The 16,771-nt window shown below is 65.9% G+C and carries 15 protein-coding genes; 8 read left to right on the plus strand and 7 right to left on the minus strand.

Annotation, left to right across the window (positions count from 1 at the left end; all coding sequences use genetic code 11):
• Positions 1-9: 9 nt before the first annotated feature.
• Positions 10-684, minus strand: coding sequence for a Maf family protein (locus tag TV39_RS05965; protein ID WP_043479612.1), 675 nt, complete (start codon positions 682-684; stop codon positions 10-12).
• Positions 685-786: 102 nt separating this feature from the next.
• Between TV39_RS05965 and TV39_RS05970 the strand changes: the two genes are divergently transcribed.
• Both TV39_RS05970 and TV39_RS05975 read left to right on the plus strand, forming a co-directional pair.
• The gene (locus TV39_RS05970) at positions 787-1,125 is read left to right on the plus strand and encodes a hypothetical protein (protein ID WP_043479615.1); all 339 of its coding nucleotides are present in this window, start codon (positions 787-789) and stop codon (positions 1,123-1,125) included.
• 3 nt (positions 1,126-1,128) lie between these two features.
• Positions 1,129-2,556 carry an HNH endonuclease gene (locus TV39_RS05975; RefSeq protein WP_043479616.1) on the plus strand — a complete coding sequence of 476 codons (1,428 nt, stop codon included), beginning with the start codon at positions 1,129-1,131 and terminating at the stop codon, positions 2,554-2,556.
• 95 nt (positions 2,557-2,651) lie between these two features.
• Here TV39_RS05975 and TV39_RS05980 read toward each other — a convergent pair whose 3' ends face one another.
• On the minus strand, positions 2,652-5,183 hold the full coding sequence (locus TV39_RS05980; protein ID WP_043479618.1) for an MMPL family transporter: 2,532 nt from the start codon (positions 5,181-5,183) through the stop codon (positions 2,652-2,654).
• Between the two features lies 1 nt (position 5,184).
• Positions 5,185-5,919 carry a TetR/AcrR family transcriptional regulator gene (locus TV39_RS05985; RefSeq protein ID WP_235347293.1) on the minus strand — a complete coding sequence of 245 codons (735 nt, stop codon included), beginning with the start codon at positions 5,917-5,919 and terminating at the stop codon, positions 5,185-5,187.
• A gap of 180 nt (positions 5,920-6,099) precedes the next feature.
• Between TV39_RS05985 and TV39_RS05990 the strand changes: the two genes are divergently transcribed.
• Positions 6,100-6,651, plus strand: a complete 552-nt coding sequence (locus TV39_RS05990) for a hypothetical protein (protein WP_043479620.1) — start codon at positions 6,100-6,102, stop codon at positions 6,649-6,651.
• A 90-nt stretch (positions 6,652-6,741) separates the two neighbouring features.
• Here the strand turns inward: TV39_RS05990 and TV39_RS05995 are convergent, their stop codons facing one another.
• The 4 genes from TV39_RS05995 to TV39_RS06010 all read right to left on the minus strand — a co-directional run bounded on the left by TV39_RS05995 (position 6,742) and on the right by TV39_RS06010 (position 11,998).
• Complete coding sequence (locus TV39_RS05995) at positions 6,742-8,187, minus strand: dicarboxylate/amino acid:cation symporter (protein ID WP_043479622.1); 1,446 nt, start codon at positions 8,185-8,187, stop codon at positions 6,742-6,744.
• Positions 8,188-8,354: 167 nt separating this feature from the next.
• On the minus strand, positions 8,355-10,040 hold the full coding sequence (locus TV39_RS06000) for a DUF885 domain-containing protein (protein WP_043479623.1): 1,686 nt from the start codon (positions 10,038-10,040) through the stop codon (positions 8,355-8,357).
• A 99-nt stretch (positions 10,041-10,139) separates the two neighbouring features.
• Complete coding sequence (locus tag TV39_RS06005; RefSeq protein WP_043479661.1) at positions 10,140-10,331, minus strand: acyl-CoA carboxylase subunit epsilon; 192 nt, start codon at positions 10,329-10,331, stop codon at positions 10,140-10,142.
• Between the two features lie 83 nt (positions 10,332-10,414).
• The gene (locus TV39_RS06010) at positions 10,415-11,998 is read right to left on the minus strand and encodes an acyl-CoA carboxylase subunit beta (protein WP_043479625.1); all 1,584 of its coding nucleotides are present in this window, start codon (positions 11,996-11,998) and stop codon (positions 10,415-10,417) included.
• Between the two features lie 206 nt (positions 11,999-12,204).
• Between TV39_RS06010 and TV39_RS06015 the strand changes: the two genes are divergently transcribed.
• From TV39_RS06015 to TV39_RS06035, 5 genes are all read left to right on the plus strand, one after another.
• Positions 12,205-13,095, plus strand: a complete 891-nt coding sequence (locus TV39_RS06015) for an SDR family oxidoreductase (RefSeq protein ID WP_043479627.1) — start codon at positions 12,205-12,207, stop codon at positions 13,093-13,095.
• A gap of 50 nt (positions 13,096-13,145) precedes the next feature.
• A complete protein-coding gene (locus tag TV39_RS06020; RefSeq protein ID WP_235347294.1) occupies positions 13,146-14,192 on the plus strand; it encodes a biotin--[acetyl-CoA-carboxylase] ligase in 1,047 nt (348 codons plus the stop codon).
• Positions 14,185-14,811: a PH domain-containing protein gene (locus tag TV39_RS06025; RefSeq protein ID WP_043479629.1), complete on the plus strand. Its 627-nt coding sequence runs from the start codon at positions 14,185-14,187 to the stop codon at positions 14,809-14,811. The genes TV39_RS06020 and TV39_RS06025 overlap by 8 nt, the downstream gene beginning before the upstream one ends.
• A complete protein-coding gene (locus tag TV39_RS06030; protein ID WP_235347295.1) occupies positions 14,801-16,135 on the plus strand; it encodes an adenylate/guanylate cyclase domain-containing protein in 1,335 nt (444 codons plus the stop codon). Before TV39_RS06025 ends, TV39_RS06030 begins: the two co-directional genes overlap by 11 nt.
• A gap of 122 nt (positions 16,136-16,257) precedes the next feature.
• Positions 16,258-16,771, plus strand: a 514-nt coding sequence (locus tag TV39_RS06035; protein ID WP_144406336.1) for a hypothetical protein, incomplete at its 3' end; no start/stop codon positions are given.

A 16,771-nucleotide genomic window follows, 5' to 3' on the forward strand; every position in this document is an offset into this window, starting at 1 on the left:
CGAAATGGCTCACTCGGCGCGGACTTCGGCGGGGTCGATGGCGCCGCCGGTCCACAACTCGGTGATGCCCACCTGTGCTTGGCCCAGCAGCCCGCGAAGGGTGGAAATGGAGAGTCCGACGACGGTGTGGGGGTCGCCGTCGACCTTCCTGATGAAGGCGCCGCCGTAGCCGTCGATCGTGAAGGATCCGGCGCACTGGAGCGGTTCGCCGGTGGCGATGTACGCATCGATTTCTTCGGCGCTCATGTCCATGAAGTGGACTTCGGCGGAGGTCACGGAGCCCAGCGTGGCGCCGGAACCGTTTGAGCCGCTGTCGTCTGAGTCTGTGTCCCGGCAATCGACCAGCCAATGGCCTGTATGAAGTACCCCCATGGCGCCGCTCATTCGCAGCATCCGCTCCCTGGCGACGTCGGCCGTGTACGGCTTGCCGTGCGCCTCACCGTCGAACTCGAAGACGGAATCGCAGCCGAGCACCAAGGCGCCGTCCGCTTCGGGCAGCGAAGCGACGGCTTCCGCCTTGGCGCGCGCCAGCAGCAGGGCGGTGTCGTGCGGATCCGTCACGCCGTAGCGGGCCTGGACCGCATCTTCATCCACATCCGAAACCAGGATCTCGTGGCGGATGCCGGCGTGGCTCAGCAATTTGGTGCGTGCGGGGGACTGGGAGGCAAGAATGAGGCGGGTCACCGCTCCAGCCTAATTCCTGCTGAGCATGGTTGTCGCTCGGACTTATTGCGCGGGCTTTAGCGCTCCGGTCTTATTGTCGGAGGTCGGCGGGATAGTTGGTTCATGGACGGCAACCAGGGATCGGAAGCGGCACAGGCAACGGCCGGAAGTGATGGCGACAACTTCCTAAGCTTGCTCAGGATGTGCGGCCGTGCGATCGAAGAGATGAGGCCCCCCGAGGAACCTGACGGGCAGGAGGAGTTCTATCGGCGCGTCGACGAGCTGAACTCAGCATTGGCCGCTGTCAGGATGCGCCTTCAAGTGGCCCTTGTCGTCAGCCGGGGGCCGGTTGCTACGACCGGGGTGGGTACCACGCCGATGGCATCCCAAGCGGTTGATCGGCTTCTGTTGGCCCTCGTTAGGGTCTTAGCCATGGATGTCAGAGCCCGGCGGGACACTTGAGCTATGGACGGGAATTCGGGGTCTGAAGCGGTTCCGGCAGCAGTGGAGTGCTGTTGTGCTTGCTGCTGGGGTCAGGAGCCTGCGGGGAATGCGTTTGAGGGGGACGGTGCCCGGCTGATCGATGAGATCCGGGCCTTGGAAGACCACAAGTCTGCCCTCGCTGCCCGTCAGGCCCGGCTGGCTGTGGCATTCGACCGCCTGCAGCGCCGGCAACAGTCCGCTGCCGGGATTCCTGGAGACCAGCTCGGGGCAGGCGTCGGAGCCCAGATCGCGCTCGCCCGGCGCGAATCCCCGGCTAAGGGGAGCCGGCTGTTGGGCCTGGCCAAGGCTCTGGTGACTGAAATGCCGCACACGCTCGCTGCCTTGGAAACCGGGCAGTTGAACGAGTGGCGGGCCACGTTGCTGGTGCGCGAAACGGCGTTCCTGTCGGCGGAGGGCCGGTGCGCCGTGGACGAGGAACTCGCCGCCGACACCGGGGCCTTTGACGGAGTAGGCGACCGGGGAATCATCGCCGCGGTCCGGACCGCTGCCTACCGCCGTGACCCCCGTTCTGTCACCCAGAGGGCCAGCCACGCCGCAGCCGAACGCCACGTCAGACTTCGTCCCGCTCCGGACACCATGTGCTACCTGACCGCCCTGCTGCCTGTCGCCCAAGGCGTCGCCGTGCAGGCCGCCCTGACCCGCCACGCCGATTCACTCCGCAGCGGCGGGGATCGGCGTTCCCGGGGGCAGCTGATGGCTGATGGCCTCGTCGAGCGGATCACCGGCACCCCCGGCGGGATCACTGGCGTTGAAATCCAGCTCGTTAAGACCGACCGCACCCTCTTCCGGGGCGACAGCGAACCGGCACGGCTCCCGGGCTACGGTGTGGTCCCGGGCGGCTGGGCCAGAAGCATCATTGACCGTGGCGGAGGGACGCCCGCAGCCGGGGAGCCGGAATTCAATATGTGGATCCGCCGGCTCTACACCGCACCCGCCACGGGCGAGTTGGTGGCGATGGATTCCCGCGCCCGACTTTTCTCTCCGGGACTCCGCCGCTTCATCGCGGCGCGCGACGACACCTGCCGCACGCCCTACTGCGACGCCCCCATCCGCCATCTGGACCACATCGTCCCCTGGCGCGGCGGCGGCGCTACAACGCACGCCAACGGCGCCGGGCTCTGCGAACCCTGCAACCACACCAAGGAAGCGCCGGGCTGGAGCGCACACCCGACCACGCCAATCGTCCCCGGCCAGAGCAGGAATGGCATCGAACTGATAACTCCCACCGGACACAGCTACCAATCCACTGCACCGCCGTTGCCGGGAACCCAACGCGGTAGCCCGGCCGCGGAATCAGGAGACCCGGAAGAGGTTCGCCGTCGGAAAGAACTCCGCCACCACGCCAAGATTCGCAGGCGTGCCCTCCGGGATGCCCCATTGGCGGCGTAGCTCGGCCCACGGACCGCATCAACGAACTGGAGAAACAGGGCCGCCCGCCGATCAAGTGATCGGCGGGCGGCTCATGACGGACCCGAAGCGTTCCGTCAGCGTGCGCCGACCTCTTCCGCTTGTGTCACGGCGGCGGCGTCATCCTTGCGGAGTTTCGTGCCCTCAACGTCGACGTCCGGCAGGATGCGGTCCAGCCAGCGGGGGAGCCACCAGGCTTTTTCGCCGAGGAGGTACATCACAGCCGGGACGATCGTCATGCGGACCACGAAGGCATCAATCAGCACACCGAAGGCCATGGCGAAGCCGAGCGGCCGGACCATGTTCAGATGCGAGAAGATGAAGCCGGCGAAAACGCTGACCATGATGATGGCGGCCGCGGTGACCACGGCAGAGGCATGGCTGAAACCGCTCCGGACGGCGTGCTTTGCCGATTCCCCGTGCATGAACGATTCACGCATACCCGAGGTAATGAACACCTGGTAGTCCATGGCCAGGCCGAACAGCACGCCGATCAGGATGATGGGCAGGAAGCTCAGGACAGCACCCGGATTTTCGACGCCGAACACCGCGCCCAGCCAGCCCCACTGATAAACGGCGACGACCGCACCGAATGCCGCGGCGAGCGAGAGCAGGAAGCCGCCGGTGGCCAGCAACGGGACCCAGATGGAGCGGAAGACGAGCAGGAGCAGGATCAGCGAGAGGCCAACCACGATCGCCAGATACGGCGGGAGCGCGTCACCAAGTTTCGTGGAAACGTCAACGTTGCCGGCTGTCTGTCCGGTGAGGCCGATGCTCACGCCGGTGGAGTCCTTGATCTGGCCCTTTTCGGCCCGGAGCTCGGAGACCACCTGCACGGTGCTCGCGCTGGCCGGGCCCTCGTTCGGGATGACTTGGAACACTGCGGTGCGGCGGTCCTCGCTCAGAGCCAGCGGCACGGCGGCGGAAACGTTTTCGGTCTCACGCAGGATATCCGCGACGTCGAACTGCTTTGCCTGCGCCTCGGCTTCGCTGAGTCCCTCCGGGAAGTCGCCCACCACGATGATCGGGCCGGTCATGCCCTCGCCGAAGCTCCGTTTGGTGACGTCGTAGGCCTTGAACGCTTGTGAGGCTACCGGCTCGGAACTGGCGTCCGGCAGGGCGAGCCGGAGCTGGCTGGCGGGCAGCGCCACAACACCAAGCAGCACCACGCCGGCCAGAAGGGCCAGCCACGGGTGCTTGGTGACGATGCCGCCCCAGCCGTGACTGCTCCGGTATTCGTCCTTTGCGCGGTCCTCTGTTTCGTGGCCGGGAGCGGCATTGTGCTTGGCCGCTTTGGCCCAGGCCCGCTTGGAGATCAGTTTCCGGCCCACGAGGGAGAGCACGGCCGGCGTCAGGGTCAGGGCAACGACGACGGCGACAGCCACCGTGGCGGCAGCGGACAGACCCATGACGGCGAGGAACGGAAGGCCCGGGACCACCAAGGCCGCGAGGGCGATGATGACGGTCAGGCCGGCAAACAGCACGGCATTGCCGGACGTTCCCGTGGCCAGCGCCACGGACTCCTCCGGGTCCATTCCGGAGAGCAGCTGGCCGCGGTGCCGGTTGACGATGAACAGGGAGTAATCGATTCCGACGGCGAGACCAAGCATCAGGGCCAGCATCGGGGAGATGGAGCTCATATCCACGGCGCCGCTCAGGGCGAAGGTGGCGCCCACACCGACAGCGACGCCGACGACGGCCATCAGCAGCGGCAGCCCGGCGGCGATCAGGGTGCCGAGCATGATGATCAGGACCAGGGCTGCCACCGCGATGCCGAGGATTTCCGCGGTGCCAAAGAGCTCGGAGATGTCCTCGCTGATCTCCTTGCTGGGGAGGGCGGTCACGTTGGCTCCAGACACCTCGCTGACGATGTTTTGCACTTCCTGCCGGACCTCGGGATCAAGTCCGTTGATGGACGTTTTGAACTGGACCTGCGCGATCGCTGCCTTTCCGTCCTCGGAGACGAAGCGGAGCCCCTCCGAAGCCGCCAGCTGGCGGGTGCCAAGGGCCAGCTTTGCTTCGCCCGCTTCCAGTTCCTTGGTGCCGGCGTCGAGCTTTGCCTGGCCTTCGGCGAGGGCGGCCTTCTGCTGCCCGAGCTGGGCCTCGATGGCCGCGGGAGGGAGCCCTGCGGCAGTCATCTGTTGTTCGGCGGCTTCCAGCTGGGCGTTGCCGGCAGCGAGTTCTGCAGCTGCTTGCTCCAGCCGCGCCTTGCCGACAGCTGACTGCTCCTTGCCGGCGGCGAGGTCTGCGGCGGCCTTGTCCAGTTGCGCCTGGGTGGCGAAGGGGTCAACCGTGCCCTGGACGTCGGGCAGGGTCTTGAGCTTGGTCAGTGCAGCGGTGACTGCGTCCTTCCCGGCTTGGCTGAATTGTGCGTCGTTGGCTTCGAACACAACGCTCGCCGAACCGCCGGAGGACGTGGGGAGCTCGCTCTTGAGCTTGTCCGCCATCCGCTGCGTCTCGGTGCCCGGGATCTGGAAGTTGTTGGACAGGGTGCCGTGGAAGGCTGCAGCCGCGCCACCGACGGCCACCATGACGGCGAGCCACACGGAGATGACCAGCCAGCGGTGCCGGTAGGAGAACTTGCCGAGGCGGTAAAGCAAAAGTGCCATGTCAGAGCCGATCTGCGAAAGGGGTGGCGGTGGAGTTGTTGGCCGTCGTGCTGGCCTGGGGCGTTTCGGGGCGGGCGAATCCGGAGCCCAGCAGGCCCACGGCATCGATCAGGAGTTGCCTGAGGATCGAAAGGGACTCCGGGGTGAGGGACCCGCCGCACCGGGCGAACCAGACGTCCATTGCAGCCTTGCCGCAGGAGATGAGGGAACCGGCCAGCGCACGGAGGTAGAGCTCGTCGAATTCCGCCCCGGGGGTCCGGGCGAATCGTTCCCGGGCAGCGTCGATGATTTCCGCGGTGCAGTGGTCCCAGGCTTCAAGTTCGGAGCGGTTGAGCTGTGGGTTGGACTGCGCCAGGCTGTAGAGCTCGGCCATGGGGGCCACGGTCATGGGGTCGGCCAGCTGGATCAGGGCCGCCCTGGCTGACTCAAGGATGGGCTCACCGGCCGGCCGCAGCCGGAACTGCGCCAGGGCGTGGTCCAGGAAGCCGTGGGTCACTGCCGCCAGGGCCGCTTCGGTGCTGCTGAAGTAGTTGAAGAACGTTCGCCGGGAGATGGCAGCGGCCTCGGCGATGTCCTCGACTGTGAAGTTACCGGGCCCCTTGCTGCGCAGAAGGTGCAGCGCGGCATCGGTGATGGCCTGGCGCGTGGCGGCCTTGTTGAGTTCCCGGCGCGAGGGAGCGGGCGGGACAGCGTTATCGCCGGAAGCCTGAGCGGGCACGGTCTGGGTGGTCGGCACGGCATTACACTACGTGCATATTTACACTCTGTGCAAGTTTGTGCGGTGTCGGATTCACAGCTTCCTGACAGCTCTATGACAGCTCTTCTATAGGTCGAGGCCGGACGCTTGGAAAGGTAGGTGAACTGTACCTACCGCCACGGGCAGCAACGTTGCTGCGGAGGATCTAGGAGACGTGCCATGACAAGCAGAAAGAAGTTGGGCCTCGGCCTGGGCGCCGCTGCCCTGGTAGTCGGGGCCGGGATCGGCGTGAGCGGAATTGCGTCGGCCGCCACTACACCCGCGCCCTCTCCGTCGCCCAGCGCGTCGGCCTCTCCCAATGCCGACGGCCACGACCGCGGGCACATGGGCGGCCGGCACGGACACGGAGGGGGCGCGCAGGCATCGGAGCTAGCTGCCAAGCTCGGAGTTGACGAGGCAAAGGTCACCGAGGCGCTGAAGGCGTTCCGTGACGCGAACAAGCCGGCCACGCGTCCCGCCGAGGGCACGAAGCCGGACAGGGAGGCCATGGAAGCGGCACTCGCCAAATCCCTCGCGGAGTCACTTGGCATTGAGGAATCCAAGGTCACCGCCGCTCTGGACGAGCTGCGCACCGAGGCCCAGTCCCAGCGGGCCGCCGCACTGAAGACCCGGCTGGACAAAGCCGTAGCGGATGGAAAGCTCACCCGGGCGGAAGCCGACGCGGTCACCAAGGCCGTAAAGAACGGCGTGATCGGCGGCGGAGGCCGGTAGGTCCCTGCCGGCACCCCCCAGGGCGCCAATAACGCAGCAGTCCCCGGGAGTGATTCCCGGGGACTGCTGCGTTGTCAGCTGCGCCTGGTATCAGGCCTTTGCATCGGCGAGTTCGCGGCCGTCGGCGGCAGCAGCCGCCGTCGGGCCGGCAACCGCCTCGGCGGAGTCTTCAACGGAGTCGTCCGCGAACGGGTCGCCGTTGCGCGGCGCGTTGTACAGTGCTTCGTCCAGGATTCCCTGGCGCTTGGCCACGATCGTGGGGACCAGGGCCTGACCGGCCACGTTGACCGCAGTGCGGCCCATGTCCAGGATCGGGTCGATCGCCAGCAGGAGGCCGACGCCGGCCAGCGGGAGTCCCAGTGTGGAGAGCGTCAGGGTCAGCATGACGACGGCGCCGGTGGTGCCTGCGGTCGCCGCCGAGCCCAGCACGGAGACGAGGGCGATCAGCAGGTACTGGCTGAAGTCGAGCTGGATGCCGAAGAACTGGGCCACGAAGATCGCCGAGATGGCCGGGTAGATCGCGGCGCAGCCGTCCATCTTGGTGGTGGCGCCCAGCGGAACAGCGAAGGAAGCGTACGCCCGGGGGACGCCGAGGCTGCGTTCGGTGACGCGCTGGGTCAGCGGCAGTGTACCCACGGATGAGCGGGAAACGAAGGCAAGCTGCACTGCGGGCCAGACGCCGGAGAAATACTGCTTGACGGACAGCCCGTGGGTGCGGACCAGTACGGGGTAGACCACGAACAGCACGAGGGCCAGGCCGACGTAGATGGCAAAGGTGAACTTGCCGAGCGACCCGATGGTGTCCCATCCGTAGACGGCCACGGCGTTGCCGATGAGGCCCACGGTGCCGAGCGGGGCGATCCGGATGATCCACCACAGCACCTTCTGGATGACGGCGAGGGCGGATGCGTTGAGGGTCAGGAACGGCTCCGCTGCCTTGCCCACCTTCAGGGCGGCCACGCCGACGGCGATCGCGATTACCAGGATCTGCAGGACGTTGAAGCTGACGGCGGTGGTCACGGCGCCTGATTCGGCAACGGTGGAGCTGGCGCCCAGGCCCAGGAAGTTCTTGGGGAAGAGTCCGATCAGGAACGCCCACCAGTCGCCGGATTTGCCGGCGTACTTGGCTTCCTGGGTGATGCCGGTGCTGGCGCCGGGCTGCAGCAGCACGCCCAGGCCGATGCCGATGAGCACTGCGATCAGGGATGTGATGGCGAACCAGAGGAGCGTGTTCCACGCCAGCTTCGCGGCGTTGGACACCTGGCGCAGGTTCGAGATCGAGCTGACAACTGCGGTGAAGATGAGGGGGACCACGGCGGTCTGCAGCAGCGAGACGTAGCTCGAACCGATGGTCTGCAAGGTGGCGCCGAGGGCATTGGGGCTCGCCTTGGTGCTGCCGGTGTACTTGGCCAGGAGGCCGAGGCCCAGGCCCACGATCAGGGCGGCGATGATCTGGAAGCCGAACGAGCCGGCCCACTTGGGCAGCCGGAAGCCGGTGTTTCCTGCGGGGGAGGGGGTGCTGGTTTGAGTGGTCACCCGAACACGCTAGGACGGGTGCGCCTACCACGACGAACGGATGTTGAGAAATGTTACGGGAATAAATTTTACGCGCGGCCAGGAAATCCCTAGAAAATGGCGTATCTGGGCACTTTTGTGAAGTTATTCCCGGCGCCCATGTGGCAAACGTCTCGCGCGGGACACGGTTACTGGAGCAGTGCCCGCTTGAGGGTGTCGAGGCCTACGGAGCCGATGTTGAGGGCCTTGGTGTGGAAGGCCTTCAGGTCGAAACCGGGGCGGGCTTCAAGTTCGGCCCGGATCTGTTCCCAGAGGCGCTGGCCCACTTTGTAGGACGGTGCCTGGCCCGGCCACCCCAGGTAGCGGGCGAATTCGAAGTTGAGCTGTCCCTCGCTGATCGCCAGGTTCTCCTTCAGGAAGTCGTAGCCCTTGTCCGGTGTCCAGGTGCCGCTGCCCCAGCGTTCCGGAACCTCCAGCTCCAGGTGTACGCCGATGTCGAACACCACGCGCGCCGCGCGCATGCGCTGCATGTCCAGCATGCCCATGTGGTCGCCCGGGTCCTTGAGGTAGCCCAGTTCCTGCATCAGTTTCTCTGCGTAGAGTGCCCAGCCTTCGCCATGGCCCGAGGTCCAGCAGACGTTGCGGCGCCACTTGTTGAGCAATTCCCGGCGATAGATGGCCGTAGCGATCTGGAGGTGGTGCCCGGGTACGCCTTCGTGGAACACCGTAGTGGTCTCGGCCCATGTGGTGAACGTGTCCTCGCCCGCAGGGACGGACCACCACATCCGGCCCGGCCGGCTGAAGTCGTCGGAAGGGCCGGTGTAGTAGATGCCGCCTTCGTCGGTGGGGGCGATCAGGCATTCGAGGGTCTTCATGATGTCCGGGATCTCGAAGTGAACGCCGGCGAGATCCGCCACAGCCTTGTCGGAGAGGTCCTGCATCCAGGCTTTGAGGGCATCGGTGCCCTTGAGTTGGCGGGCGGGATCGCTGTTCAGGATCTCCTTGGCTTCCTCCACTGACGCGCCGGGCCGGATCTCGTTGGCCACGCGTTCCTGTTCCGCTATGAGCCGTTCAAGTTCCTGGACGCCCCAGGCGTAGGTCTCGTCGAGGTCCACCGTCGCGCCGAGGAATGCCCTGGATGCCAGTGCATAGCGCTCCCGGCCCACCGAGTCCTTGGCCGGTGCCACGGGCAGTAACTCGGCGGACAGGAAGTCCGCGAGTTTCACATATGCTGCGCGGGCAGCGGCAGCGCCGTCGTCGAGCGTTGCCTGCAGTTCCGAGGAAAGCGGCCCTTCGGTGGTCTTTGCGCCGGCGGCCATCTTCGCGAAGAAGCCGTCTCCGGCGGCGTATTTGGTGGCCTGCTCGATGACGATCGCCACTTGCCGCGAAGCGGACACCCTGCCCTGCTCCTTTGCGGAACGCAGCGACTCGATGTAACCGTCGATCGCTCCGGGGACGCTGTGGGCGCGGCCGGCGATGTGCTCCCAGTGTTCGGTGGTGTCGGTGGACATCAGGTCGAAAATAGAGCGGATGTTTTGCGCCGGCGATTCGATGTTGTTCAGTTCGGCGGCATCCCAGCCGGACTCATGGATCTCCAACTGAAGTCCCAGCCGTTCGCGCATGGCGTCGAGCGTCACTGCGTCCACGTCGTCCGCCGGCTCCAGGCCGTCAAGGGCGCTGAGCGCCTCCCGGGCCGCCGCCATGAACCCTTCGATGCCGGCCGGCGAGAAGTCCTGGAATTCGGTCTCGTGGCCCGGCACGCCCAGCACGGTGGCGAAGCTCGGATTGAGCCTGATCAGGGTGTCCGTGTAGGCGTCTGCGACGGCGTCGATGGCTGTTTGGGGGCGCGCGGAGGCTGCGGGTTCGGTAGTCACCCCACGAGACTAACGGGGCAATCCCAGTTATGAAAGACTTACTGAACTTTTCGGTGTGTCAGTTCCCGGCGTGCTCCCGCAGGCCGGAGGGCGCCGGCGTCAGCCTCGGCTGCGTTTCCAGGCTCCCGGTCCCGGAGCGGGGGCCAGCCGCAGTTGCTGCCGCCGCACCCAGTGGCGGACGCTGGGCTTGGCCGTGCCTTCCGGCTCGGCGCTGCTGCCAAGGGAGAGGACGACGGCGGTCAGCGCCGCGAGTTCGACGTCCGTCGGTTCGCCCTTGACCACCGAGAACAGCGGCTCCGTGGCGTCGGTTCCGTTCCCGTATGGCGTCGCCTGCGACTCGACCGCCGCGTTCGCGGCCGGCTCCACGTCCGGGGTCACAGCGGAATGTTTCCGTGCTTCTTGGCGGGAAGGCTGGCGCGCTTGTCCCGCAGGGCCCGAAGGCCCTTGATGATCTGAACCCGGGTATCCGAGGGCGCAATGACGGCATCCACATAACCCAGCTGGGCTGCCTGATACGGGTTGAGGAGCTCTTCCTCGTACTGCCGGATGACCTCTGCGCGTTTGGCCTCGACGTCGCCGCCGGCGTCCGCAACCGCGGCAAGCTCGCGGCGGTACAGGATGTTGACGGCACCCTGCGCGCCCATGACGCCGATCTGGGCGGTGGGCCAGGCGAGGTTAAGGTCGGCGCCGAGTTTCTTGGAGCCCATCACGATATACGCCCCGCCGTATGCCTTGCGGGTGATGACCGTGAGCTTGGGGACGGTGGCCTCGGCGTAGGCATACAGGAGCTTGGCGCCGCGGCGGATGATTCCCTGGAATTCCTGGTCCTTGCCCGGCAGGAAGCCCGGCACGTCCACCAGCGTGATGATCGGGATGTTGAAGGCGTCGCAGTGCCGGACGAAGCGTGCGGCCTTTTCAGACGCCGAGATGTCCAGGGTGCCGGCGAACTGCATGGGCTGGTTGGCCACGATGCCAACCGTGTGCCCCTCGATCCGGCCGTAGCCGATCATCACGTTGGGAGCGTATAGGGCCTGCATCTCGAGGAAGTGGCCGTCGTCCACGATCTGCTCAACGACCTTGCGCATGTCGTAGGGCTGGTTTGCGGAATCCGGAATGAGCGTGTCCAGGGCGAGGTCGTCGTCGTCGACTTCCACTTCCTGCTGGTGGTCCAGCACTGGAGCCTCGGCCAGGTTGTTGGAGGGAAGGAAGTCCAGGAGTTCGCGGACGAATTCGATGGCATCCGCCTCGTCCGACGCCAGGTACGTGGAGGTTCCGGTGGTGGCATTGTGCTGCCGCGCGCCGCCCAGGGTCTCCATGTCGACGTCCTCGCCGGTGACGGTCTTGATGACGTCCGGTCCGGTGATGAACATATGCGAGGTCTTATCCACCATGACCACGTAGTCGGTCAGGGCGGGGGAGTAGGCGGCACCGCCGGCGGAGGGGCCCATGATGAGGGAGATCTGCGGGACGACGCCGGAGGCGTGGACGTTGTTGCGGAAGATGTCCGCGAACATGGCCAGGGATGCGACGCCTTCCTGGATGCGGGCGCCGCCGCCGTCGAGGATGCCAACCACCGGGCATCCGTTGCGCAGCGCGAATTCCTGCACCTTGACGATCTTCTCGCCGTTGACCTGGCTCAGTGAGCCGCCGTACACGGAGAAGTCCTGGCTGTACACCGCCACGGGGCGGCCGTCCACGGTGCCGTATCCGGACACCAGGCCGTCGCCGAGGGGCTTCTTCTTTTCCATGCCGAAGGCCGTGGAGCGGTGGACGGCCAGGGCGTCGAACTCGACGAAGGATCCCTCGTCCAGGAGCATGTCGATGCGTTCGCGCGCAGTGTTCTTGCCGCGGGCGTGCTGCTTTTCGATGGCCTCGGGGCCGGATGGCTGCTCGGCACGCGCCTGGCGGTCGCGGAAGTCGGCAATCTTTCCCGCTGTCGTTGTCAGATCGTGGCTCATCAAGTGTCTCCGGCTCTGTAGCTGATGGTCGCTGGCACTGTGTCGCAACGGCGCTTAAGTAGCTTCCGCACAAAAACAGGACCCTGTTGGCTAGTCTAGTGACGCTATTGGCGCGGACCGCTGTAGAAAACCTACAATTTTCTGCCGTTGAGAGACAGCGACCAGTATGTTACTCACCGGTAACATACTTCGGTTAGAGTGTCCTTATGACTTCAAGCAACGATGCTTCGGGCACCGCCGCAGGGCCGTACCAGGCCGCCGGTTCCCTTCAGGGCCGTACCATTTTGATGTCGGGCGGCAGCCGCGGCATCGGCCTGGCCATAGCCCTCCGCGCCGCACGCGACGGCGCCAACATAGTGCTGATGGCAAAGACCGGCCAGCCGCACGCGAAACTGGAGGGGACGGTCTTCAGCGCTGCGGAACAGCTGGAGGCGGCGGGCGGCCAGGCGCTACCGATCGTCGGGGACGTCCGCAACGACGACGACGTCGCCGGGGCGGTTGCCGCCGCCGTCGAACGGTTTGGCGGGATCGACGCCGTGATCAACAACGCCTCCGCGATCGATCTGTCCAAGACCGACGCCGTGGACATGAAGCGCTACGACCTAATGCAGGACATCAATGTGAGGGGCACGTTCCTGCTCTCCAAGCTTGCGCTTCCTGCCCTGCGCCGTTCATCCTCCGCTAACATCCTTACCCTCTCCCCGCCGCTGAACCTGGACCCCAAGTGGGCCGGGATGCATCTTGCCTACACCATGGCCAAATACGGCATGAGCCTCACCACCCTCGGCCTGGCCGAAGAACTCAAGGCAGACGGCATCAACGTCAATTCGCTCTGGCCCTGCACCCTGATCGATACGGCAGCCATCCGCAACATGCCCGGCGGCGAGAACATGGTGAAGGCCGCCCGCGGACCGGAGATCATGGCGGATGCGGCGCATGCCGTGCTGACGGGAAGCAACCTGCAGGGAGGCGGCGGTTCGCCGAGCGGCAACTTCTATACGGATGAACAGGTGCTCTCCGCGGCCGGGGTGGCTGACTTTTCCGCCTACAGCCTGGGCGCGCCGGAGGACCGGCTGGTCCCTGACATTTTCCTCTGAGAACCCTTCGGGCCGCCGCCGGAGCCGCACCAACTCGGTAGGATTCAACTATGGACGCCCCACAGCCTGCCGACGGCCAGGACCCGAACAACCTGCAGTCTCCCGAGCCCGGGCCGGAGCCGCAGGACCCGGAGCAGCAGGGTGCTGATGCGCCAACCGCTGCCGGGCCGGACTCCGTTCCGCGGGCCGGGCTCAACCGGGCTGAGCTGGGCAGCGATGAATTCCTTGCTGCCAACGGCCTCGCGCAGCTCACGGTGGTGGACTCGACAGGCTCCACCAACGCGGACCTCCTGCAGGGGGTGACCGTGGATCCCCGCGCCTGGCCGGACCTTTCCGTGCTGACGGCCGAGCACCAGACCGCGGCCCGCGGCCGGCTTGACCGCCATTGGGAGGCCCCGCCGCTGAGCTCGGTTTCCGTGTCGGTCGTTCTCCGCCCGGTCAACGCGGAAGGGCGGCCGCTGCCCACGCACAGTTACTCCTGGTTTTCGCTGCTCGCCGCGCTTGCCCTGCGTGAGGCACTCCTGGAGACCGCTGGCATCCCGGCAGAAATCAAATGGCCCAACGACGTCATGGTGCGCGGCCGGAAGATCGCCGGCATCCTGGCGCAGCTTGGACCCATGGGGGACGGCACTGTTCCGCCCGTGATCCTGGGCACGGGCCTCAATGTGACCCTGACTGCCGGCGAACTGCCCGTCCCCACGGCCACGTCCGTGCTGCTGGAGAATGCCCGGACGGTTGACCGGACCGCACTCCTGAAGAGTTATCTTTCGCGCTTTGCCGCGCTCTACCGGAACTTCTGCAATGCCGACGGCGATCCCGCCGCCGGGATGGCCGGCGGACCGTCGCTGCACAAGCGGGTTGAATCGGTCATGTCCACCCTCGGCAAGCAGGTGCGGGCACAGCTGCCCGGTGACCACGAGATCATCGGCCATGCCTCCCGCCTGGATGAATACGGCTCCCTCCTGGTGGTCGATGCAGCCAAGCATGAACACGTCGTGACGGCAGGGGACGTGGTGCACCTCCGGCCGTGGACGCCGCCTGGCACAGGCAACGGAACAGAAACCGGCACGGGCGCCGCGGAAAGCGGATATGCGTAAAGACCTCCTGCCGGGTGAACAGGTCATCACTGTCACCCGGCCCCAGCCCCGGAAGCTCTTCTTTCCGGGGCTGTTGTTCATTGTTGTTCCTGCCCTGGGTGCTTTCGCGAGTGCCTGGATCGTGAAAGGCGGCCCGGCCCGGCTGGTTCCGCTGATCAGCGGGGATTGGACGATCTGGCTTGTCGCAGTGTGCGTCGGGGCAGTTGCGTGGATACTGTTGGGGTATTGCCTGCCTCGTGTGCTCAGGTGGCACGCTACGCAGTACGTGCTGACCAGCCGGCGGATAGTTGCCCGTTACGGCATGTTGCGCAAGCGGGACATGCAGGTTCCGCTCGCATCCGTCCACCACATCGGTGTCAGCCAGACGCTGTGGCAACGCATATTGCGGTCCGGGAATATATCGTTGGATACCGGACATGGCGGGGACGCCGTGATCCCGGATGTGCCGGAGGCCGTGAAGTTCCGGAACTTCGTCCTCGATGCCATCGATGAGCTGCCGCCCGGCATGGTCTTCGAGGCGGACCGGGCGGAGCAACTAGCCGGGGACGCACAGTACTACCGGCCGTGGGACATGGGCGGGCAGTGGGAAACGAGAGAAGGTGGAAGAGATGAGCGTTGAGAATGCCGGACCCGTGGACGAGGCCGAGCGCTCCGAGCTGCCCTCGCCGCCGGACGCCGTAGTGGAAACCGCCACTCTCGAAGCCGCCGTGTTGGAAACGGCCGCGCTGGACACCGTTTCAGTGGAGGCACCCGTGCTTGACACGTCCGCGGCCGGGGACCCTGCCGGAACGCCGCTTGCACCCCACCGCCCGATACCCCACGACCCCGCCCCCTATGATCCGGCCCCGGCGGGCAGGCCGGCGGGATCATCCCCGTCTGAGGCACCCCCCACGGGGACACTCTCCGCCGAACGGCTCGCAGCCAAGGCGCTTGAGGCCAGGCTCCTTGGCGGTGAGCGCAAGCTGCGCCGCCGTGAGGTGGCTGCCGGTGCGGGGCTGTCCCTGCTCTCCGCCCGTAAACTGTGGCGCGCCCTGGGCTTTCCCAACCTCGGCGACGAGGACGTGGCCTTCACTGAACGCGACCAGGCGGCGCTCTCCACCGTGGTGGACCTGGTCCGCGCGGGAAAACTTACCGAAGAGGCGGCCATTTCGGTGACCCGGGCCATCGGGCAAATGACTGACCGCATGGTGGTGTGGCAAATCGAAGCCCTTGTTGAGGACATGGTCCACCGGCAGGGCGTGTCGGACGCCGTTGCCCGCAAGCGGCTGGTCAACCAGCTGCCGTCCCTCGTGGATGCCCTCGAGGAAATGCTGGTGTACTCCTGGCGCCGGCAGCTCAATGCGGGTGTCCAGCGCCTTGCCGTGCGGGCCGAAGCCGGACTGCAAGCGAGCGAAGAGGGCCGTGAAGGCGATGAGGATGACGCGCCGTTGCCCCTTGCACGGGCAGTGGGCTTTGCGGACCTTGTCTCGTACACCAGCCTTTCCAGGCGCATGAACGAGAAGACGCTCGCCCAGCTGGTGCAGCGTTTTGAAAACAAGTGCGCCGAGATCATTTCGGTAGGCGGCGGCCGGCTGGTGAAAACGGTGGGCGATGAAGTCCTCTATATTGCCGAAACACCGGCAGCCGGCGCCGAAATTTCCCTCGCACTGTCGCAGGCTTTCACCGAGGACGAGATCCTGCCCGAGGCCAGGGTTGCCATGGTGTGGGGCCGGATCCTTTCGCGCCTGGGCGATATCTACGGGCCCACTGTCAACCTCGCAGCCCGGCTCACGGCACTGGCCGACCCCGGCACGGTGCTGGTCGACTCGATGACTGCCGCCGCCCTGGAACACGACGAGCGGTTTGTGCTGGTGCCGCAGAAGGCCGAGGAGGTCCGCGGCTTCGGCGAAATCCATCCCGTACTGCTGCAGCGCGGCAGCGGCCGCGGGCTCGTGCTGGACTGAGTCCTTGCACCGGGCAGGTTTCTACATTTGATGGTCTTATGACATAGTCGGACTGACCCGGCTACGTCTCTGGTGGGTCGCAGCGTGCCCGGAATGCATTTTTTGTGGGGGAAAAACTGGCAATGAAACGGCTACTTAGATCCGTGCCGCCCAAATCGGAACCGACGCAGAACCGTCGGCGTGCGCGGATTTTCCGAGGCACGGTTTTTGCGGTGGCCGGTGCTGCGTTGGTGGCTGGTGCGATTATTTATCCGGGGTTTAAGACCACTGAGGTGGAGTTGAACGACGGCGGCGTGTGGGTGGTCAGCAAAGCCAGGAATGCTGTGGGCCGGTTGAATTATCCGTCGCGTGTTTTGGATGGTGCGGTGACGCCGGCGAGTACGACGTTCGATATCCTGCAGAACTCCGGGAACGTTTTTGTTGACGATGAGACCGGTTCGACCCTGAATCAGGTGTCGCCGGCGAATATGCAGCTGGGCGGGGATAAGCAGTTGCCGGGTTCGGCTGATGTCAGTTTTGGTTCGTCGGTCATTTCGGTGACGGATCCGGCCAAGGGCAAGGTGTGGGCTCTGTCGCCGTCGACGGTGAACGGTTTCGATGAGGAGGCCTCTGAACCGGTGCTGGCCGGTTCGGAGG

It is taken from the genome of Arthrobacter sp. SPG23 (assembly GCF_000876655.1).
Lineage (GTDB): Bacteria > Actinomycetota > Actinomycetes > Actinomycetales > Micrococcaceae > Arthrobacter.